18 protein-coding genes are annotated in these 21,009 nt (G+C 33.4%); 9 read left to right on the top strand and 9 right to left on the bottom strand.

Annotation, left to right across the window (positions count from 1 at the left end; translation table 11 throughout):
* Positions 1-20: 20 nt before the first annotated feature.
* The 4 genes from porL to topA form a co-directional block, all read right to left on the bottom strand.
* Complete coding sequence (gene porL, locus EOD40_RS12710) at positions 21-671, bottom strand: type IX secretion system motor protein PorL/GldL (RefSeq protein WP_128196109.1); 651 nt, start codon at positions 669-671, stop codon at positions 21-23.
* Between the two features lie 55 nt (positions 672-726).
* Positions 727-2,139 carry a T9SS ring complex lipoprotein PorK/GldK gene (gene porK / locus EOD40_RS12705; RefSeq protein WP_128196107.1) on the bottom strand — a complete coding sequence of 471 codons (1,413 nt, stop codon included), beginning with the start codon at positions 2,137-2,139 and terminating at the stop codon, positions 727-729.
* A gap of 243 nt (positions 2,140-2,382) precedes the next feature.
* Positions 2,383-3,534 (bottom strand): formimidoylglutamase, encoded by a 1,152-nt coding sequence (locus EOD40_RS12700; RefSeq protein WP_128196311.1) that lies wholly within the window; start codon positions 3,532-3,534, stop codon positions 2,383-2,385.
* Between the two features lie 57 nt (positions 3,535-3,591).
* Positions 3,592-6,108: a type I DNA topoisomerase gene (gene topA / locus EOD40_RS12695; protein ID WP_128196105.1), complete on the bottom strand. Its 2,517-nt coding sequence runs from the start codon at positions 6,106-6,108 to the stop codon at positions 3,592-3,594.
* A 303-nt stretch (positions 6,109-6,411) separates the two neighbouring features.
* Here topA and miaB point away from each other — a divergent pair, with 303 nt between their 5' ends.
* From miaB to EOD40_RS12655, 8 genes are all read left to right on the top strand, one after another.
* Positions 6,412-7,857 (top strand): tRNA (N6-isopentenyl adenosine(37)-C2)-methylthiotransferase MiaB, encoded by a 1,446-nt coding sequence (gene miaB, locus EOD40_RS12690; RefSeq protein WP_128196102.1) that lies wholly within the window; start codon positions 6,412-6,414, stop codon positions 7,855-7,857.
* A gap of 78 nt (positions 7,858-7,935) precedes the next feature.
* Complete coding sequence (locus tag EOD40_RS12685; protein ID WP_128196100.1) at positions 7,936-9,192, top strand: sigma-54 interaction domain-containing protein; 1,257 nt, start codon at positions 7,936-7,938, stop codon at positions 9,190-9,192.
* Positions 9,193-9,321: 129 nt separating this feature from the next.
* Positions 9,322-9,825 carry an LptE family protein gene (locus EOD40_RS12680; RefSeq protein WP_128196099.1) on the top strand — a complete coding sequence of 168 codons (504 nt, stop codon included), beginning with the start codon at positions 9,322-9,324 and terminating at the stop codon, positions 9,823-9,825.
* A 25-nt stretch (positions 9,826-9,850) separates the two neighbouring features.
* On the top strand, positions 9,851-10,717 hold the full coding sequence (locus tag EOD40_RS12675) for a tetratricopeptide repeat protein (RefSeq protein WP_128196097.1): 867 nt from the start codon (positions 9,851-9,853) through the stop codon (positions 10,715-10,717).
* Between the two features lie 3 nt (positions 10,718-10,720).
* Positions 10,721-11,071 (top strand): preprotein translocase subunit SecG, encoded by a 351-nt coding sequence (gene secG, locus EOD40_RS12670; RefSeq protein ID WP_128196095.1) that lies wholly within the window; start codon positions 10,721-10,723, stop codon positions 11,069-11,071.
* 142 nt (positions 11,072-11,213) lie between these two features.
* Positions 11,214-11,489, top strand: coding sequence for a co-chaperone GroES (locus tag EOD40_RS12665; RefSeq protein WP_128196093.1), 276 nt, complete (start codon positions 11,214-11,216; stop codon positions 11,487-11,489).
* Positions 11,490-11,560: 71 nt separating this feature from the next.
* The gene (gene groL, locus EOD40_RS12660; protein WP_128196091.1) at positions 11,561-13,192 is read left to right on the top strand and encodes a chaperonin GroEL; all 1,632 of its coding nucleotides are present in this window, start codon (positions 11,561-11,563) and stop codon (positions 13,190-13,192) included.
* Positions 13,193-13,382: 190 nt separating this feature from the next.
* Complete coding sequence (locus EOD40_RS12655; protein WP_128196089.1) at positions 13,383-15,740, top strand: hypothetical protein; 2,358 nt, start codon at positions 13,383-13,385, stop codon at positions 15,738-15,740.
* Positions 15,741-15,805: 65 nt separating this feature from the next.
* On the opposite strand, the gene EOD40_RS12650 is transcribed toward EOD40_RS12655, so the two are convergent.
* The 5 genes from EOD40_RS12650 to xrtF all read right to left on the bottom strand — a co-directional run bounded on the left by EOD40_RS12650 (position 15,806) and on the right by xrtF (position 19,847).
* Complete coding sequence (locus EOD40_RS12650) at positions 15,806-16,489, bottom strand: DedA family protein (protein WP_128196087.1); 684 nt, start codon at positions 16,487-16,489, stop codon at positions 15,806-15,808.
* Between the two features lie 127 nt (positions 16,490-16,616).
* Positions 16,617-17,972: an MBL fold metallo-hydrolase RNA specificity domain-containing protein gene (locus tag EOD40_RS12645; protein WP_128196085.1), complete on the bottom strand. Its 1,356-nt coding sequence runs from the start codon at positions 17,970-17,972 to the stop codon at positions 16,617-16,619.
* Between the two features lie 16 nt (positions 17,973-17,988).
* On the bottom strand, positions 17,989-18,819 hold the full coding sequence (locus tag EOD40_RS12640; RefSeq protein WP_128196083.1) for a restriction endonuclease: 831 nt from the start codon (positions 18,817-18,819) through the stop codon (positions 17,989-17,991).
* Positions 18,820-18,877: 58 nt separating this feature from the next.
* Positions 18,878-19,321: an exosortase F system-associated membrane protein gene (locus tag EOD40_RS12635; protein WP_128196081.1), complete on the bottom strand. Its 444-nt coding sequence runs from the start codon at positions 19,319-19,321 to the stop codon at positions 18,878-18,880.
* The gene (gene xrtF, locus EOD40_RS12630) at positions 19,311-19,847 is read right to left on the bottom strand and encodes an exosortase family protein XrtF (RefSeq protein ID WP_128196079.1); all 537 of its coding nucleotides are present in this window, start codon (positions 19,845-19,847) and stop codon (positions 19,311-19,313) included. Before xrtF ends, EOD40_RS12635 begins: the two co-directional genes overlap by 11 nt.
* 174 nt (positions 19,848-20,021) lie before the next feature.
* Between xrtF and EOD40_RS12625 the strand changes: the two genes are divergently transcribed.
* Positions 20,022-21,005 (top strand): energy transducer TonB, encoded by a 984-nt coding sequence (locus tag EOD40_RS12625; RefSeq protein WP_128196077.1) that lies wholly within the window; start codon positions 20,022-20,024, stop codon positions 21,003-21,005.
* Positions 21,006-21,009 lie beyond the last annotated feature (4 nt).

Below are 21,009 nucleotides of genomic sequence, written 5' to 3'. Positions count from 1 at the left end.
GTTTTTCTTAAGACTAATTATTATCCTTTATTACTCATAGCCGAAAGCATACCTCCATAAATAGTGTTCAATGAAGAGATATTAGCAGTCATAGATTGCATTTGTTCTTTTAATTTAGAAGCATTTTCAGCAATTTCTTTGTTAGCTTCAGCATTTCTTGAAGCACTTTCCAATTGTACTTTATACAAACTGTTTAAAGCTTCCATTTGGGCAGCAGCCATAGACAATTCGTCACTGTATTTTTTTGTAGCAGCAATTCCATCAGCAGCAGGAGCAATTCCTTTAGCAGCAGATTCGAAATTTTTAATGCTGTTTCCTAAGCTTGCCATTAATTCGCCATCAATTTTAGCGTCTTTAAGCATAGCGTCTAATTTTTGAGATAACAATCCTTGAGCTTCAGAAGGAGATTCTGCTTTTGGTTTTCTATTAGCATTGGGAGTTCCACTTGCTAATTCGGGGTAAACTAAAGTCCAGTCTAATTCAGTATCTACAGGTTCGAAAGCCGAAAGAGCGAAAATAAAAGCTTCTGTTAACAATCCAATAGAAAGCATCAAAGTACCAGTTAATGGTCCAATCTCAAAGTGAGTAATTTTAAAAAGAGCTCCAATAATTACAACTGCTGCTCCCATTCCGTATGCAAAATTCATTGCTTTTTTTCCTAATAACGCCATAATTTTAAGTTTTAAAGTTTAGTGTAGGTTATTTATTTTAATTTAATTAGGGGTCTTATCTATTTTTTCTTGCTTTTCCTGTTCCGTTACCAGTGTTTTGTACACCCATGTAATCCTGAACAGTTCTAAATCCAATATAACTTCTTGCCGAATCAGCATACTCATAATCTCTGGTACTCACTTGCAAGAAATAAGCAACATCTTTCCATGAACCTCCTCGAACTACTTTACGCTTATTTGACGCATCTAAAACATTTGGGTTCATTGTAGATACATACTCGTAAGCATTTGGATCATAAGAAGAATCAGTCCATTCAGAAACATTCCCAGCCATGTTATATAAGTTATAACCATTTGGCTCGTAAGATTTAGCTTCTACAGTATACAAGGCCTGATCTGCAGCATAATCTCCTCTGTTAGGTTTGAAATTAGCTAAGAAGCAACCTCTGTCACTTTTAGTATAAGGTCCTCCCCATGGATATGTTGCTGATTCTAAACCTCCTCTGGCTGCATATTCCCATTCAGCCTCTGTAGGCAATCTGAAAGAGTTAATCAAGTCACGACCACTCTTTTTAGATTTAATATATGTATTCTTGTTTAAGGTTCTCCATGCACAAAAAGCTTTAGCCTGTGTCCACTTTACCCCTACAACCGGATAATCTCCATAAGCTTTGTGCCAAAAATAATCATTGTGCATAGGCTCATTATAAGAGTATGTAAAATCTTTAATCCAAACTGTTGTATCAGGATAAACTTTTACTTCTTCGTTTCTGATAAAATCTTTTCTTTTACCCACTTTAGCTTTAGCTGCAGCCTGAATATCCATCCAAGAATAACGGAATTTCAATTTATCCACATCAATACTACGCAAACCGTTATAAGATTCTTCAATAGGAATATACATTGAATCCATAACCTCTACATAAAATTCATCAGGATACTGTTTAGGATCTTTGATTAACTTAACTTTTCTGTTCAATTTTCTACCGGCATATTGATCTTCAGAAGTACCAACACTATAGTAGTTATCATACATATACTTATCGTAAGCAGTCATCTTTTCAGGATCAGCATCATTAAACGCAAAGTCACCTATGCTTCCTGCTTTTTTTCCTTTACCATCACCGGCTTTAACACCCTGTTCATCAGCTAAAATAGCCAACTTCATGCGAATTGTAGAATCTTTTACCCATTCTACAAACTGACGGTACTCGCTATTAGTAATTTCCGTTTCGTCCATGTAAAAAGAACGAACCGTTACTGTTTTTGTTTGCGCATCCTGAACACCCGCCACATCCTCATCAGATTTACCCATAATATAGGCTCCTCCAGGCACTAAAGTCATACCATAAGGCTTTTCCGGATGCCATTTTGCACCCTTAACACCGACTAACTCTCCTTTATCACTTGATTTACCACAGCTTATTAAAAGTGACAAAATTGCCATAAACGCAATGAACTTCTTCATATAAATTCGGGTTATATATTCTTTACTATTTAGTTTGTAAACCTATTTATTATTTATTAATAAAACAATAGTTTTTTTTCTCTAATTAAATTTTATCCAAAAGTAACGTTAAAATAATTACAAAAAAAATATTTCATCGACAAAGAGCAAAAAAAATACGATTAAAAACGTTTTTTTTTAACAAAACAACTGATACATTAGTATTTTTACTACATTTTAATTAACAAATATCCAGAAAATTGTTTATAACACATTTTTTCTTTGTGCTTTCCACCATCTCTCAGGCAACTCTTGATTACAAGCCCCTAAATACTCTTCATAAGAACAAGGTAATAACGTATTTCTCTTTAATTTATTATTCCCATTAGAAATAAAAGGTATTTCTATCCACCAGCGATCAGTTCTGTCACTTTTATAAAAAACTAAAGTTTCAGAATCTATAGGAACACTGTATTTTATATAATTTTCCCTGCTCCCAAAAGGGTATTCATTAGAACGATAATGAAAACCTTCTATAAAATACCAAATAATTTGTGTAATTAAAATGGCTTCCTGACGGGAATTATTATGATTAAAGACTCCAAATGTGGAAACTTTATCACTGATTCCGGCATATCTTGCTAAAGCACAAATTTCCTTTCCATTAAAACCATTAGGAGCAAATGAAACAAAATTCCCTGAATCAGCAGACTTTACAGCATTTAAATCCAAACTGACAATATCAGCATCTCTAAATATAGGTTCAGCTATTGCAATATTATTTGAAACTTCTCCAAGACGATAAGCATCAAAAAACAACTTTTCGATTAAGTCAATTTCTTCTTGTGAATTATAATAGGTTTGGTAACCAATATTGCAAAAATTAAATAAATTATTTGGCTCATCAATTATCATCTGGGACAAATAAGAATTACTCGATATCAGTTCTTCTTCTTTTCCAAAGTCGAATTTACTATCGATAGCAACCAGATTCACCATTTGCTCCAATTCATCATAAGCACGATACATGCTGTATGTTAAATCCTGAGAACCGCCAATAATTATTGGAATAATTTTCTGTTTAATCAAATCAGAAACTACTTTACGCAAAGCAAAATAAGTATCCTCTTTTGAATTTCCTGGCAAAATATCTCCTAAATCAGCAATTGTAGCATCCCAATTTCCGGGAAACATACTGTACAATTCCTGTCTTAGAACTGATAAATCTCCTAAATTCTCAATGGTTTCACTTCCTCGATTTTCAAGAACACCTATTAAAACTATCTTAACCTTATCTAAATCCGGAAAATCATCTTTAGTATGAAAAACTACCTTACTCCCTAGTTGTTGAGAGCTTAATGATTTTAACAATCCTAAGACTTCATCATTTATTGGCTCGAGAAAATCAAATCCCATCATAATAATCTATTCTCAACTTTTTACTTCCCAAGAATAACGGGAAAAATGCTGTTGTTATTTCTTTTTAGTTGTAGTCTTTTTTGCTGCTGGTTTTTTAGTCGCTGCTTTCTTTGCTGGTGCTTTTTTGGCTGGTGCTTTTTGAGCAATCATTTCCTGAACTTCAGCCAAAGTTAATTTTGTAGCATCCACATCTTTGCTCAGTTCAATTTTGATTTTTCCTTTCAAAATTACCGAACGCCCCCATCTTGCTTTCTCAACTAGTATACCTTCTTCTTCCCAATTATGGATTACCTTATCGATATTTTTCTGTAATTTCTCTTCAATCAAAGCCTCAATGTCTGATTGTGATAAATTATCAAAATCATACTTTTTACTTACATTGATAAATATTCCGTCCCATTTAATAAACGGTCCAAAACGCCCAACTCCTTTTTGCACTCCTTCACCTTTATAAGTCGCAATTGGCGCATCGGCTTTTATTTTTTCGTCAATTAACTCTTGCGCTCTTTCTTTAGTCACAGCCAACGGATCTTCTCCTTTTGGCAACGAAATAAAAACACTCCCATGACGCACATAAGGACCAAAACGACCATTATTCACCTCTACTTCTTCATCTTTATAAATCCCTAAAGTTTTTGGCAACAAAAACAAATTCAATGCATCTTCCAGTGTAATGTTTCCAATGTTTTGCTCTTTCATTAAACTGGCGAATTTTTTATCTTCATCTTCAGCATCACCAATTTGAGCCATTGGACCAAATTTCCCTAAACGAACCGAAACCTGTTTTCCCGTTGCAGGATCAATTCCCAGAATTCTTTCTCCACTTTCCCTGTCAGCATTGGCTTCAACATCTTTTACCGTTGGATGAAACTTATCGTAAAACTCCTGCATCATCTTAGCCCATTCGATATTACCTTCGGCAATTTCATCAAAATCCTGCTCTACTTTTGCAGTAAAATTATAATCCAAAATATTCCCGAAATTCTTAACCAGGAAATCCGTAACAATAGTTCCAATATCAGTAGGAACCAACTTCCCTTTATCCGAACCTGTATTTTCTTTCAACAACTTCTCTCCTACCTTTCCTGATTGTAAAGTAAGCTGGGTATAATTACGTTCCTGACCATCTAAATTTCCTTTCTCAACATAATTTCTGTTGATAATTGTAGAAATCGTTGGTGCATAAGTAGACGGACGTCCAATACCTAATTCTTCTAATTTCTTAACCAAAGAAGCTTCGGTATATCTTGCTGCCGGACGGGAATAACGTTCAGTAGCCGTAATATAATTATTCTGTAATTTTTCGTTAACCTTCATAGCCGGAAGCATTCCTTCCTGTTCTTCCTCATCATCATCATTCCCCTCAAGATACACTTTCAAGAAACCTTCAAAAAGCAATACTTCTCCAGAAGCTGTAAACAATTCGCTATGATTATTGGCCTGAATTTTAACATTGGTACGCTCTAATTGCGCATCGCTCATTTGCGAAGCCAAAGTTCTTTTCCAAATCAAATCATACAAACGCGCCTGATCACGGTCAATATTCACAGTATGACGTGACATATCCGTAGGTCTAATTGCCTCGTGAGCTTCTTGTGCTCCTTTACTTTTATTGGCAAATGTTCTAGGCTTAGAAAATTCCTTACCGTAAGATTTTATGATTTCTGCTTCAGCAGCATCCATTGCTTCTTTAGACAAATTCACACTATCGGTTCTCATATAAGTAATCAATCCCGCCTCGTACAAACGTTGAGCAAGCTGCATGGTAATTCCAACAGGCAAATACAATTTACGAGCAGCCTCCTGTTGCAAAGTAGAAGTGGTAAATGGAGCCGTTGGTGATTTTTTAGTTGGTTTGGTTTCTAAATCAGAAACCTTATAAGTAGAACCGATATTTTTATTTAAAAAATCTTCGGCTTCTTTTTTAGTATTGAAATTCTTAGGCAATTTAGCTTTGAATGATTTTCCAGCTTCATTAGTAAACTCGGCTACTACCGAATAACTCGCAACAGCATTAAACTCCTGAATTTCACGCTCACGCTCTACAATCAAACGAACAGAAACCGATTGTACACGACCAGCCGAAAGTCCGCCTTTAATTTTTCTCCATAAAACTGGCGACAATTCGTATCCTACCAATCGATCCAAGACACGACGTGCCTGTTGTGCATTGACTAAATTATAATCAATCTCACGCGGATTATCGATAGCTTTAAGGATTGCATTCTTAGTAATTTCATGAAAAACAATTCTTTTGGTTTTGTTTTTATCTAATTTTAATTCTTCCGCCAAGTGCCATGAAATAGCCTCTCCCTCGCGGTCCTCATCACTTGCTAACCAAACCGTTTCGGCATTTTTAGACAAAGATTTCAATTTAGTAACCAAAGCTTTTTTATCAGGAGAAACTTCATATTTAGGTTTAAATCCATGTTCTACATCTACCCCTATTTCTTTCGAAGGCAAGTCGGCAATATGCCCGTAACTTGACTCTACTTGAAAATCACTTCCTAAAAATTTTTCGATTGTTTTTGCCTTTGCAGGTGACTCAACTATTACTAAATTCTTTGCCATTGCTATATTTTTCTGAGACAAAAGTAGAAGATTTTTTTAAATATCAACCTTTAGATTTATTTTTTGAAAGAAATAGCATTTTGTGAGTTATACTATATAAGTGTCATTATTTTCGAAAAACATAAAAAGTTCCCAAAGAAACTATCGTGTTTTCTATTTTAAGAATCACACCAAAATTCTATCATCAGCACTAAGTAAAGACAAATCTTCAATCCTAAATCCTTTAAATTTTGTTAATTCTTCATCTGACATCTTGTCATATCTATATGATTTCCTTTATCTTTGTACTTTGAAACAACTAGAATGGAAAAGATTATTGAAGAGAGCAAACAAGGTGAAAGTCTTGTACTGGAAAACAAACCAGAGAATACTAAAAAATTATATATTGAAAGTTATGGCTGTGCAATGAACTTTTCGGACAGCGAAATAGTTGCCTCTATATTGTCTGGAAACGGATACAATACAACAACAATTTTAGAAGAAGCCGATTTGGTTTTGGTAAATACCTGTTCGATTCGCGACAAAGCGGAACAAACCATTCGCAAACGTTTAGAAAAATACAATGCGGTAAAACGTATCAATTCAAAAATGAAAGTGGGCGTTCTGGGCTGTATGGCAGAACGTTTGAAAAGTCAGTTTTTAGAAGAAGAAAAAATTGTAGACTTAGTTGTTGGCCCTGACGCTTACAAGGATTTACCGAATCTTTTGAGCGAAGTCGAAGAAGGTCGTGACGCCATCAATGTTATTTTATCAAAAGAAGAAACGTACGGTGATATTTCGCCAGTGCGATTGATGAGCAACGGAATTACCGCTTTAGTTTCTATTACCCGTGGTTGCGACAATATGTGTACTTTTTGCGTGGTTCCTTTTACTCGCGGTCGTGAACGCAGCCGTGAACCACAAAGTATCATGGCAGAAATTCAGGATTTATGGGATAAAGGCTTTAAGGAAATTACCTTATTAGGTCAAAATGTTGATAGTTATTTATGGTATGGTGGCGGATTGAAAAAAGATTTTGAGAACGCAACTGAAATGCAAAAAGCAACTGCTGTTAATTTTGACCAATTGCTAGAAATGGTGGCGGTTAGTTTTCCTAAAATGCGTATTCGTTTTTCGACTTCTAATCCTCAGGATATGCACGAAAGTGTTTTACATATTATTGCAAAATATCCTAATATCTGTAAACACATTCACCTGCCTGTGCAATCAGGAAGCAACAGAATTTTGAAAGAAATGAATCGTTTGCATTCACGTGAAGAATACATGACTTTAATTGACAAAATCAGAAGTATTATTCCGAATAGTTCGATTTCTCAGGATATGATTGCAGGATTTCCAACAGAGACCGAAGAAGATCATCAAGATACCTTGAGTTTAATGGAATATGTAAAATATAATTTTGGTTATATGTATTCGTACTCCGAACGCCCGGGAACTTTGGCAGGAAGAAAAATGGAAGACGATGTTACCGAAGAAACCAAAGCCAGAAGATTACAGGAAATTGTCGATTTACAACAAAAACACGCTTGGTTCCGCTCAGAAGAATTCATCGGTAAAACAGTTGAAGTCTTAGTTGAAAAAGTTTCAAAAAAATCAAAAGAAGAATTCTCAGGAAGAAATTCACAAAGTATTACGGTAGTTTTCCCTAAAGAAAATTATAAAATAGGCGATTTTGTCAACGTAAAAATCACTTCTTGCACCAGCGGAACTTTAAAAGGAGAAGCGGTAGGTTTAAGTGAGATGAATTAAAAAAGTTTATGGTTTATGGTTAGTGGTTTCTTCGAAAACTCTAAACCATAAACAAAAAAACTATAAACAACAAAGACGATGGAATCAGTTCAAAACATAAAACAACGATTTGAGATTATTGGGAATGACCCAAAGCTCAATCGTGCAATAGAAAAAGCCATTCAAGTAGCCCCTACTGATATTTCGGTGTTGGTTACCGGAGAAAGTGGTGTTGGTAAAGAAAATATTCCAAGAATAATCCATTCGCTATCACACCGAAAACACGGAAAATACATAGCCGTAAACTGCGGTGCCATCCCAGAAGGAACTATTGACAGTGAGCTTTTTGGTCACGAAAAAGGAGCTTTTACAGGAGCAACAAGCACCCGTGAAGGTTATTTTGAAGTAGCCAACGGCGGAACTATTTTTCTGGATGAAGTAGGCGAATTACCCCTTACTACCCAAGTGCGTTTGCTACGTATTCTTGAAAATGGCGAATTCCTGAAAGTAGGTTCTTCTCAGGTTCAAAAAACAGACGTAAGAATTGTAGCAGCGACCAATGTGAATTTGTTTAACGCTATCGAAAAAGGGAAATTCCGTGAAGACTTGTATTATCGTCTGAGCACCGTAGATATTGCCTTACCGCCTTTGCGAGACCGTGAAGAAGACATTCATTTATTGTTTCGAAAATTTGCTGCCGATTTTGCTCACAAATACAAAATGCCTCCGTTAAAATTAGACGAAAACGCAGTACAGTTATTACAAAAATACAGATGGAGCGGAAATATTCGTCAGCTTAGAAACGTTGCCGAACAAATTTCGGTCTTGGAAACCAATCGTGATATTTCGGCTGCGACCTTACAATTGTATTTACCGCCAACTGAAGGCAGCAACCTTCCATCGGTAATAAAAAGCAATAAATCCGAAAGTGATTTCAGTACAGAAAGAGATATTTTATACAAAGTCCTTTTTGACATGAAAAGTGATTTGAACGATTTGAAAAAACTCACCCTGGAATTAATGAAAAGTGGCGCTGCAAAAGCTCAGGATATTAATCCAAATTTGATTCAGAAAATATACGGTTCTAAGGAAGAAGACAGCGAAATCGAGTTTGAAGAACAACCTGTAACAGCTGTAATGACGCCATCACATAACGAAAATTACAGAGAAGCCGAAGATAATTATCTTTTTGCAGAAACCATTGAAGAAGAGGAAGTATTGCGATTAGAGCAAAAAGAAATCGAAATGATTAAAAAATCATTAGAGAAAAACAAAGGAAAAAGAAAAGCGGCTGCGGATGAATTAGGTATTTCAGAAAGAACACTATATCGAAAAATCAAACAATTCGATTTATAAAATAATTAAACTACAACTTCAAAATTCCAAATTCCAATTATTATATTTGAACACAATTGGAATTTTGACCCGAGCGACAGCGAACGGGCGAAGCAATTTAAAAACATTGGATTTTTTCCAATAAATATTATGAAAAAAATACATTTTCTCTTCGCATTAATAACTCTCTTTACACTGAACAGTTGTTCTATTTACAACTTCACGGGAACTGGAAAAATTGATGCTAAAACCTTCCAGGTTAATTTCTTTCAAAACAATGCCGATTTAATCGAACCCGGAATTGACAGAACATTTACGCTGGCTCTTCAAGATATTCTTCAAAATCAAACCAACCTAAACTTGGTGAAAAATGGTGCCGATTTAACTTATGAAGGAGAAATTGTCGATTACAGAATAAGCCCAATGACAGCTACAGCCGATCAGCAGGCTTCTCAAAACAGATTGAAAATAAAAGTAAACGTACGATTTACCAATAAAAAGAAAGAAACTGACGATTTTGAAAAAACTTTCGAATTCTATTATGATTATCCTGCAACAACTCAATTACAAGGAGCAACTTTAAGCACCGCTTTAAAAGAAATATTTGATAGAATTACCCAGGATATTTTCAACGAATCATTAGCAAAATGGTAATCATTGTAAACTGAACACTAAAAAAATGAACGTAACCGATTATACTTATTTAATCAACAAACCCAATACCATCACCGAAAAGCAAACTCTTGCTTTAGAGAAAGTATTGGATGAATTCCCTTATTTTCAAAGTGCCAGAGCCTTACATTTGAAAGGACTTTACAATGAAAATAGTTTTAAGTACAATTCGGCATTAAAAGTCACAGCAGCACATACTACTGACAGAGCCATTTTATTTGATTTCATCAGTTCGGAAAGTTTCAATGCTATTCAAAAAGATTTATTCGAAAAGAAAACAAACGAACTACTTTCAATAAAAGTAATTGACAGTATCGAAATTATTCCGGCGAAAAAAGTAGAAATCAACGAAAGCATTGTAGAATTAGAAAATACGGCTTCAATAATCAGTATTGAAGAGGATGAAGTAAGTGAAGCTGAAAAAACAGCAAAAACTCCGGAAGAAAATCTGGAATTAGGCAAACCTCTAAATTTCTCTAAAAGCGAAACCCATTCTTTCCAGGAATGGCTTCAACTTGCAAGAATACAGCCTATCAATAGAGAATTGGAAACTAAAAACAATTCGAATGACGTTAAGGAAGAAGATGAAATTAAAAAGAAAAAAGAATCTATCATCAATAGATTTATAGAAAACAATCCTAAGATTTCGGCGGTAAAATCAGGAAGCACGCCAAACATTCCTATAGACATCAACAAAGAAGATACTTCATCGTTAATGACAGAGACTTTGGCTAAAGTATATTTGGAACAAAAAAAATATCAAAAAGCAATTCAAGCTTATGAAATATTAATTTTGAAATATCCAGAAAAAAGTAGTTTCTTTGCAGACCGCATATTAGATATTAAGATTTTACAACAAAACAATAATAATTAAGTAATGAGCACATTTTCAATTTTTTTAGTTTTAATAACAATAGTTTGTTTTCTATTGATTGTAGTAATTATGGTTCAAAACCCTAAAGGTGGTGGATTATCTTCTTCAGTTGGTGGATCACAAATGTTAGGTGGTGTACAAAAAACAACAGACTTTTTAGATAAAAGTACCTGGACTTTAGCCATCGTTTTAATCGCTTTGATTTTACTATCAAGTTTAAGCTTCACAGGTTCTTTAAGTGATAGCGATTCTAAAATTATTGACAACACTGAAGCTGCTGCTCCTGTTACTCCAGCTACACCGGCTGCCGGACAACCAGCTGCACCGGTAGCACCAGCAACTCCTGCAAAATAATTACTATTCTAAATAGATTAAAAAATGCCAGCCTGTCAAAGCTGGCATTTTTCATAAGAAAATATGTCAGTCCTATTTATGATGGCACAATTTCTGAAAACAAAAAAGCAACAATAAAAATCATAATTTAAAATATAAAAACATGGCATTAAACATTAAACCACTTTCAGACAGAGTTCTTATTGAACCCGTTGCAGCCGAAACTAAAACTGCTTCAGGAATTTTCATCCCAGACACTGCAAAAGAAAAACCACAAAAAGGAACTGTTGTTGCTGTAGGAAATGGTACAAAAGACCACACAATGACAGTAAAAGTAGGTGATTCAGTGCTTTACGGTAAATATGCAGGAACCGAACTAAAACTAGAAGGAAAAGATTATTTGATTATGAGAGAAGACGATATTCTAGCAATAATCTAAAAAAACAGGTATTAAGAATTAAGTACAAAGTATTAAGATTTTTAAAACAATTATAAAAGAAATAAACAAAAATGGCAAAAGACATAAAATTTGATATCGAGGCACGTGACGGACTAAAACGTGGTGTTGATGCATTAGCAAATGCAGTAAAAGTAACTCTGGGACCTAAAGGTCGTAATGTAATCATTGGAAAAACTTTTGGTGGACCAACTGTTACTAAAGATGGTGTTTCTGTTGCAAAAGAAATTGAATTAAAAGATCCATTAGAGAACATGGGAGCTCAAATGGTTAAAGAAGTAGCTTCCAAAACAAATGATTTAGCGGGTGACGGAACTACAACTGCTACAGTTTTAGCACAAGCTATCGTAAAAGAAGGATTAAAAAACGTTGCTGCCGGAGCTAATCCAATGGATTTAAAAAGAGGAATCGACAAAGCAGTTGAAGCTATTGTTGCTGACCTTGCAAAACAATCTCAGGTTGTAGGAAGTGACTCAGATAAAATTAAACAAATTGCTTCTATCTCTGCAAACAACGACGAAGTTATTGGTGAGTTAATCGCTACTGCTTTCGCAAAAGTTGGAAAAGAAGGAGTTATTACTGTTGAAGAAGCAAAAGGTACTGATACTTTTGTTGACGTTGTTGAAGGAATGCAATTTGACAGAGGATATCTTTCTCCATATTTCGTTACTAATTCTGAAAAAATGGAAGTGGAATTAGACTCTCCTTACATTTTATTATACGACAAAAAAGTTTCTTCTTTAAAAGAATTATTACCAGTTCTTGAGCCAGTAGCTCAATCAGGAAAACCATTATTGATTATTGCTGAAGACGTTGACGGAGAAGCTTTATCTACATTGGTAGTAAACAAATTAAGAGGAGCTTTAAAAATTGCCGCTGTAAAAGCACCTGGTTTTGGAGACAGAAGAAAAGCAATGCTTGAAGATATCGCTATCTTAACAGGAGGAACTGTAATCTCTGAGGAAAGAGGATATACTTTAGAAAATACTACTATCGAAATGCTTGGTAATACTAAAAGAGTTAGCATTGACAAAGACAACACAACTATTGTAAGCGGTGCCGGTGATGCAGAAATGATCAAAAACCGTGTGAACCAAATTAAAGGTCAAATGGAAGTGACTACTTCTGATTATGACAAAGAAAAATTACAAGAACGTTTGGCTAAATTAGCCGGTGGTGTTGCTGTTCTTTATGTAGGAGCTGCTTCTGAAGTGGAAATGAAAGAGAAAAAAGACCGCGTTGACGATGCTTTACACGCAACTCGTGCTGCTGTAGAAGAAGGAATCGTTGCTGGTGGTGGTGTTGCATTATTAAGAGCAAAAGCTGTCTTAGCTGAGCTTAAAGCTGAAAATGCTGATGAAGCTACCGGAATTCAAATTGTTTCTCGTGCTGTTGAATCTCCATTAAGAACTATTGTTGAAAACGCAGGTCTTGAAGGTTCAGTAGTTGTTGCAAAAGTAGCTGAAGGAACAGGTGATTTTGGATACAATGCAAAAACTAACGAATATGTTGACATGCTAAAAGCAGGAATTATCGATCCTAAAAAAGTAACTCGTGTAGCATTAGAAAATGCAGCATCAGTTTCAGGAATGATTTTAACTACTGAATGTGCTTTAATTGACATCAAAGAAGAAAGCGCTGGTGGCGGAATGCCAATGGGCGGTGGAATGCCAGGAATGATGTAATCATTTTTCTAAAAAGAAAAATAAAACACAAAACCAAAATTCCAAATCTCAAAACTGGAATTGAAATAAAAAAATCCGTCTTGATTTTCGAGACGGATTTTTTTTTACAAAATACATCTTAATTTATTTACAAAAAACCTCAAAATAATTTAATTTTATAAATCTTTTAACCAACTAAGCCATTTATAAAATGAAATTTAACCTGACACTTTGTTGTTCCTTATTATTACTGCAATCTTTCGCTCAAACAACTAATAACCAAACTAAAATCACCGAGCTATTAGAAAACTATTTTCACTTTGACAGAGAAAACATCCACGTTCAATTTAACAAATCCATTTATGTTAATAATGAAGACATTGCTTTCAAAGGATACATCTCAAACAAAACTACTCATCTGCCCGAAATAAACACCACCAACGTACAGCTAGTTATTTATAATGAGCAACAGCAAATAATTCAAAAACAATTACTTTACGCATACAATGGTAATTTTGAAGGCGGAATTCATTTGAATGACAAATTCCCTACTGGAAAATACTTTTTTCATTTCTACACCAATTGGATGAACAATTTCATCGAAGATGAATCCTTTATCCAATCCATTGAAATTATCAACAAAAATGAGCCCTATCACCTAAAATCAAAACAACCTAATTGGGAAACAGCTAAAATAGCTCTATTCCCTGAAAGCGGTATAATCATTAACGAAACCAGCAACAAAGTAGGTGTTCAAATAACCGATTGTAATAAAAAAGGAATAGAAATCAAAGACGGAACAGTAATCAATTCTAAATCAGAAATTATTGCTCGATTTAGCACAAATGCAATGGGAAATGGCTTCTTCTTTTTTATTCCTGTTGTCAATGAAAAATATACTGTTAAAATTAAGTCTGACAAAATAAATCTGTCTCAACCAATACCTAACACTCAATATTCAGGAATAACCATCAGCTACAACAATAACCTAGCCAACAACGTCTTAGCTGTTATTATAAAAACAAATGAAACCGGAGTAAAATTATATCAAAACAAAAAATTCAATCTTGTCATTCATCAAAATAAAAATTTAATTCAAAAAGAATTTGCGTTCGAAAACAATCAACCGGAACAAATAATTCGTTTCAGCAAACTTAATTTATCGAATGGAGTCAATACTATACGAGTTATTGATGAAGATTTAAACGAAATTAGCCAACGATTAATTTATATCAACACCTCTTCAAAACCAATCACAAGTCTTGAAGCAAAATCCATTAAAAAAGATAGCATAAGCCTTAGTGGATCATCAAACATTAAAGATGCAAATTTAAGTATAAGTGTACTTCCTAAAGACAATATAAATACAGCGCAAAATACATCCATCATCGGAACATTTTATTTAAACTCTTATTTAGCTCAACCAGAAAAAGAAACCTACAGTTATTTTGATCCCGAAAATAAAAACCAAAAACAAGACACGGAGTTATTAATGCTAAATCAACTTCAAAATAAATATAAATGGAATGACATCAAATTAAATCCTCCTAAATCGCTTCATCCTTTTTTACAAGGCACAACCATAAGTGGAAAAGTAGAAAAAAAAATAAATCCTAATTCAAAATATAAAGTTTCATTAATATCATTGAAAAACAAAATTTTTCTAGAAACAACTGTCAATGAAAACAATGATTACAAATTCGAAAATATCTTTGCCCGAGATTCCACTACCTTTTTTCTACAATTGACTAACGAAAAAAATATTCCTGTTTATTCAAAAATGACCGTAAGAATATTTAAGCCTAATTCTAAAACCATCTCACCCAGAACTTGGGATACCATTATATGTCCTCTTTCTCAAAAAGAAGAAGTTTTTACTTTCAGCAATTCTAACAAAGACGTTATCAATTTAGACGATATTATTATCAAAAACACTTTCAAAAAAACAAATCTAATTCATAAAGAAGGAAACAATTTTGCTACAGCATACAAAATCAATGAAAAAGAATTTGGAAGCATTTTAGATTTTTTAGGTCGAAATGGATATAGAACAGGTTACAACCCAACAGACAACTCCGTTTTTATTAAAAATCGCATGAGTGATATTGTTAGAAATACTGATGGCACTCCCGATGTATTCATTGATGATGTGATAATATACGATTTAAACTTATTAAACAATTATAATATTGAAGAAGTTGATGAAATATATATTGACAAAATGGGGTCTTCCGGATTTTCAACAGGAGGAAACGGTATTATAAAAATTTATCTTAAAGCAGGTACAAACAAAGATTTTTTAAAAACAAAACTAACTTCTTTTGTACTAACTAATGGTTTTTCTAAAGCGATAGAATATAAAAATTCAAAATTCGAAAACCAAAAAGAATTAGATTACTTCGGAATTCTTGATTGGTCTCCAAATATTGAAATCAAAGACAACTCAACATTCGAAATTAAATTTCCAAAAGAAAATCAGAAAGAAATAAAAGTTCTAATCGAAGGATTTTCAAATGATGGTCAATTAATTTCAGAAATCAGAAATCTAACAATCCCCAGCAATCCCTAAAAAAAACAAAAAAATCCGTCTTTATTAATTTCGAGACGGATTTCAATTATATAATCTATTTTTTATTACTCTTTAGATTCAGGCAGTTTCTTTACCAATTTAAGAATTACTGGTAATAATGTTACCAGAACCAAAGCGATAACAATAATCTCAATGTGTTTTTTCAAATCAATTTCATAATTTTTCAGCAAGAAACCATATAAATAATGTCCTGAAAATATTAATGTAAAAGACCAAAGAAAAGAACTCACAACATTAAAAAACATGAATTTTTTTCTCTCCATCGTTACAATTCCAGCTACAATAGGAGCAAAAGTTCTGAAAATAGGTAAAAATCGGGCAAAAATAATCGCTCTTCCTCCATGTCTTTCAAAGAAATCTTTAGACTGAATAAGGTAATTTTTCTTAAACCAAAAACTATCCTCTTTATTATACAGATAATAACCACTTTTAGCCCCAAACCAATAGCCTACAATATTCCCCAAGATCCCTGCTAAAGCGACTAATGTCGACAACAAGGTTACATTAACAAAGGCGCTATCGATAAATAGCATGTTTTCTATCAGGTCTCTATTATAAATTCCAGCAAGAAAAAGCAAGCTATCGCCCGGCAAAAAGAAACCGGCAAACAATCCTGTCTCAGCAAAAACAATAAATAATACTATATAAATACCTAGTTTTATTCCATTCACATCAAAATGAATATAAAAAAGTGGGTCAATTAAATTCTTCCAATCAAAGCTATTCATTCGTCAGGTTTTTAATCAAAATATTTCGTGCGTGAAAGTAAGAATAAAATACATTAACCACAATTTATTCATTTGTTTTAAAGTTTTATTAACGATAAAAACAGTAATTTTTCTAAGTATATTTTTATCAAAATTCAAATTCCTGCCCCATTAAAGGAATAGAGCAATTTATTCCATAGCGCTCCCGGATTTTAATTCGTAATTCATCAGCTGCAGTATGCTCACCATGAACCAAGAAAATCTTATGCGGTTTCTTTTCCAAGTCGGACAACCAATCCAACAAATCAGCCTGGTCACCATGAGCCGAAAGGCTATTGATTTCTACTATTTTAGCGCGAACTTTATAATATGCTCCAAAAATTTTAATATCCTTAGCTCCTTCAATCAATTTTCTTCCTCTTGTTCCTTCTGCCTGATAACCTACTATAATAATTGTTGCATCAGGAATTCCAATATAATTTTCCAAATAACTCAAAACACGACCACCGGTAATCATGCCGCTAGCCGCTATAACCACTTTAGCACCCTGATTGTTTATTGCCGCCAAAGTTTCTTCGTAATCTGAATTAATCACAAACATCTTACTCATTGTCTGACAATCGGCTAAACTTAATTTATGCCAATGTGTATTATTAAAGAAAACTTCAAAAGCACCAACTCCCATTGGAGAATCAACAATATAAGGAATATCGGGAATCCTTCTTTCTTTTTTCAACTCCCATAACAAATACATAATACTCTGGGCACGCTCTACGGCAAAACTCGGAATAATAACCGTTCCTCCCTTTCTAAATGCATTATTGATATAATCTTCTAATTCTAATTTAGGATCGGTATCGGGATGTAAACGGTCACCATAGGTACTTTCTAAAAATACTAAATCGGCAGTTTTAGGCTTCATTGGAGGATACAACAATACATCATTGTCTCTACCTAAATCCCCTGAAAAAACCAATGTTTTTCCCTCTAAAAACAGACTGATACTACAGGCACCTATAATATGTCCGGCCGGAGTAAATATTGCTTTAATACCTGTATCAAATTCGAATATTTTTTCTGATTGTATGACACTGAAAAAAGGAAAAACCTTTTTTGCCTCTTCAACCGTATACAATGGCTCTGCAATTTCATGTTTAGAACAATTCTCTTCGTTGGCTTTTTTGGCATCTTCTTCCTGAATTTTAGCACTATCTACCAAAATTAATTTAGTAATTTCCATCGTGGGACTGGTACAAAATATTTTACCCCTAAACCCCTGATTCACGAGCCGGGGTAACCATCCACAATGATCTAAATGCCCGTGTGTTAATAATACATAATCAATCGTGGAAGCCAAAACCGGTAAAGGTTCCCAGTTGAGTTCCCGCAAAGGTTTTATTCCTTGAAATAATCCACAATCAATTAAAAGACGAATACCATTACTTTCAATTAAAGTTTTTGATCCGGTCACAGTTCCTGCCGCTCCTATAAATTTAATTTTCATAAAGCTCTCTTTTAAATTAATAACACTTACACAATTCGGACACTTCTTTTAAAACGTTTTTAATTCTATTAGAACTGATTCCTATTTCTTTTAAATCTAATCTATTATCCAACAACTCTCTGACTAAAATAACATCCAACAACAATAATTTTTCTTTTTCAGCCTTAGTCAAAGTAGTCAAACAGGTTACAGGATATAAACAATCGTGATTATTTTTTGATTTCAAATTTCTCTTTTCCGGGTAATCCCAACTTAATAAATTAATTCCTGAACATTCGGCAAAGGCAATTGCATCAGCCGTAAAACGGGTATTGGTCACAATCCAGCAATTAGCTATTCTTTCTTTATTTGAAAAAAGTGTATATTCATTCGTACGCAAATCATTGAATCTGGAAAAAACATACAGAGGAACTTTCACATCAGAAGCAGCCTCTCTCCCACCGTGAAATTTACATTCCACCATAGAAATCACATTGTTCTTTTTTATCAAAATATCCACTTCATGCATCACACAATTACCCTGTAAGATGATATTAGTCTTCGTCTCATACCTTTCAGCTTCAAAAAGTCGGGCAATATATTTTTCAAAATAAAACCCCTCAGGGCCTAACATTTCGATGGCCGCTCTAAGATTATACCGGGCAGCATGAGAATTAGTATGTTTTTTCAATAAGGAAAAGGCTTTCCTATAGATGTTTTTGGTCGAAATCCCCTCATAAATTCCATTGGTAATTTCTTTCATAATGGATTCTGCCGTAAATGCATCAGCTCCAGATTTCAAAAGGGATTCGGTAAGTTTCTCTGGATTAAAATTAACAACTGCGCCAGAATGTTTTACAATTTTCATATCGCTTTAATTACTAATTATCATCTGTAATAACTTACTTAAAGTTACACAAAAAATATTAGGAATTTCGCTTTTGAAAATAAAATGCAGGAATAAAGAGCAGCACAAAAATAGGTTGGATCAAAAATCTGCGAATATTAAACAGTAGAAAATTATTTTCAGAACCGTAAAGATAAATCACTAAAAAAAGTGACAAAAGCAACACCGCAAAAGCAATCAGGTAGAGAAAAAAGGAAAATTGAATCATCATCCAATCTTTGAAAATCACATAGATTAATCCCAAAGAAATAAACATATTCAAGCCATACCGAAACAATAAATTCAAAATTAGGCGGAAAACATTAAATTCAGGCAATGGCATTTGATTAAAATCAGATTTGAAATAAGCCAAAAATGGATCATAAAATAAAATATTCTCGTAAAAACGAACCAAAACAAAACAAAGCAACAATGTGGCTACAGCTGCTAATTTCAACCCAAGAGAATAAATTTTATTTAGCATACAATGAAAATTTATTTACCCAAACTACCCATAAAATAAAAACCGCCCCATAGATAAACAATGGAAAAACAATCTCATGTAAAACGGTTTCCTGTAACGGAAACCAATACAAAGCCGAACACAATAAAGCGATACGAATTACATTTAAAATATAAATAAAGACACTTCCTCCTAAGATAAACAACAAAGTTGGTTTCAATTTTCCCGAAAAAGAAACCACAAACGAAACAAACAAAATAATGACGCTTATAGCATTACAACCTTCAATCATTCGGGCAATAGCCTGCTGATTATAATACAACATTACATAAGAAGCTTTTGAAATTTCTCTCACATAAAAATCAATATTAAATAAAGCCAGAAGCTGTTCCGTATTTCCTGCTACAAACTTTGTAAGAGCATCAACAGAATCCTCATCAAAACGCGATAAATATCCCTGATAAATTAAACTCAAAACTAAATAAGTCAGGAAAAATTTAGCCAGGAAAATCAAAAAAGGGCGATATAGAATAAGGTATTTTTTCAAATTTTGATTTTTCCAAATTTATACAAATTTTATCAATCATTTTCATCAAAACAAAATTTACAATTGTAATACAATACTGTAATACATTTCGTTATATTTGAAAAAATTATAATAAAAAATGAAAACCAAAACCAACTTATAAATACCCTAATTTAACGAACCATTGACAACATTATGAAATCAAAGCTTACTCTTGTTTTATTGCTATTATTTCTCCCAACAATAACTTTTTCTCAAATTTCTAAAAATGACAAATTAGTTTATCTCGACTCTAAATGGCAAGAAACCACAGCTGAAAACCACAGTTATTACAGAATAACAAAAGATTACCGTTTAGATCAAGACCTTTACGAAATTAAAGAATATTACAAATCTGGAACTATACAAACAGAAGGATATTCTAAAAACAAAGACAAATTTATTAAAGAAGGAGAGGTTACTACTTATTTTGAAAATGGGAACAAAAAGAAAAAGGGGCTTTATTCTAATAAAATTCTAATTGGTAAAGAGACCGAATGGTATGAGAATGGCAATAAGAAAAGTGAAATCGAATATACTCCTGAAGAAAAAGAATCACAAAACAAAATCAAAATCATTCAATATTGGAACAAAGAAAATGTCCAAACAATAATTGATGGAAATGGTAATTTTGAAGAAAGCACTAAAGAATTCTATGGCACTGGAAAATTAAAAAACGGCTACAAAGATGGAATATGGGAAGGATGGCAAATAAAACCCGAAAATAAATATGTAGAAAAATATGAAAACGGAAAATTTATTTCGGGAACAATTACAGACGAAAACAATGTAAAAACTTCTTATAACGAATTAGAGACAAAAGCTGAGCCAAATGGCGGCATGAAAATATTTTACAAATACATAGCCCAAAGCTTCAATTTCCCTAAAGCAGAAGGATTGGATGGAAAAATTATAATAAAATTCATTATTGACAAAGATGGCAAAGCTATAGAACCAAAAATCCAGAGTGATAATATAGGTTATGGAGCTGACGAAGAAGCAATAAGAATCATCATGAAATATAAATGGATACCAAAAACACAAAGAGGACAACCGCAAAAATCTAACTTCACATTACCAATAAGCGTTAAAGCACCAGAGAAATACAACACAAAACAGCATCGAATGCAAATGAATTAAAAAA

The sequence above is a fragment of the Flavobacterium sufflavum genome (genome assembly GCF_004016525.1).
Taxonomy (GTDB): Bacteria; Bacteroidota; Bacteroidia; order Flavobacteriales; family Flavobacteriaceae; genus Flavobacterium; species Flavobacterium sufflavum.
The sequence above is the reverse complement of the archived record's forward strand: the minus strand, read 5'-3'. Positions and strand labels throughout refer to the sequence as shown.

What these genes read in the sequence shown, in the direction of transcription:
- porL (WP_128196109.1), bottom strand. Translation starts at nt 671, where the DNA reads ATGGCGTTATTAGGAAAAAAAGCAATGAATTTTGCATACGGAATGGGA.
- porK (WP_128196107.1), bottom strand. Translation starts at nt 2,139, where the DNA reads ATGAAGAAGTTCATTGCGTTTATGGCAATTTTGTCACTTTTAATAAGC.
- EOD40_RS12700 (WP_128196311.1), bottom strand. Translation starts at nt 3,534, where the DNA reads ATGGGATTTGATTTTCTCGAGCCAATAAATGATGAAGTCTTAGGATTG.
- topA (WP_128196105.1), bottom strand. Translation starts at nt 6,108, where the DNA reads ATGGCAAAGAATTTAGTAATAGTTGAGTCACCTGCAAAGGCAAAAACA.
- miaB (WP_128196102.1), top strand. Translation starts at nt 6,412, where the DNA reads ATGGAAAAGATTATTGAAGAGAGCAAACAAGGTGAAAGTCTTGTACTG.
- EOD40_RS12685 (WP_128196100.1), top strand. Translation starts at nt 7,936, where the DNA reads ATGGAATCAGTTCAAAACATAAAACAACGATTTGAGATTATTGGGAAT.
- EOD40_RS12680 (WP_128196099.1), top strand. Translation starts at nt 9,322, where the DNA reads ATGAAAAAAATACATTTTCTCTTCGCATTAATAACTCTCTTTACACTG.
- EOD40_RS12675 (WP_128196097.1), top strand. Translation starts at nt 9,851, where the DNA reads ATGAACGTAACCGATTATACTTATTTAATCAACAAACCCAATACCATC.
- secG (WP_128196095.1), top strand. Translation starts at nt 10,721, where the DNA reads ATGAGCACATTTTCAATTTTTTTAGTTTTAATAACAATAGTTTGTTTT.
- EOD40_RS12665 (WP_128196093.1), top strand. Translation starts at nt 11,214, where the DNA reads ATGGCATTAAACATTAAACCACTTTCAGACAGAGTTCTTATTGAACCC.
- groL (WP_128196091.1), top strand. Translation starts at nt 11,561, where the DNA reads ATGGCAAAAGACATAAAATTTGATATCGAGGCACGTGACGGACTAAAA.
- EOD40_RS12655 (WP_128196089.1), top strand. Translation starts at nt 13,383, where the DNA reads ATGAAATTTAACCTGACACTTTGTTGTTCCTTATTATTACTGCAATCT.
- EOD40_RS12650 (WP_128196087.1), bottom strand. Translation starts at nt 16,489, where the DNA reads ATGAATAGCTTTGATTGGAAGAATTTAATTGACCCACTTTTTTATATT.
- EOD40_RS12645 (WP_128196085.1), bottom strand. Translation starts at nt 17,972, where the DNA reads ATGAAAATTAAATTTATAGGAGCGGCAGGAACTGTGACCGGATCAAAA.
- EOD40_RS12640 (WP_128196083.1), bottom strand. Translation starts at nt 18,819, where the DNA reads ATGAAAATTGTAAAACATTCTGGCGCAGTTGTTAATTTTAATCCAGAG.
- EOD40_RS12635 (WP_128196081.1), bottom strand. Translation starts at nt 19,321, where the DNA reads ATGCTAAATAAAATTTATTCTCTTGGGTTGAAATTAGCAGCTGTAGCC.
- EOD40_RS12625 (WP_128196077.1), top strand. Translation starts at nt 20,022, where the DNA reads ATGAAATCAAAGCTTACTCTTGTTTTATTGCTATTATTTCTCCCAACA.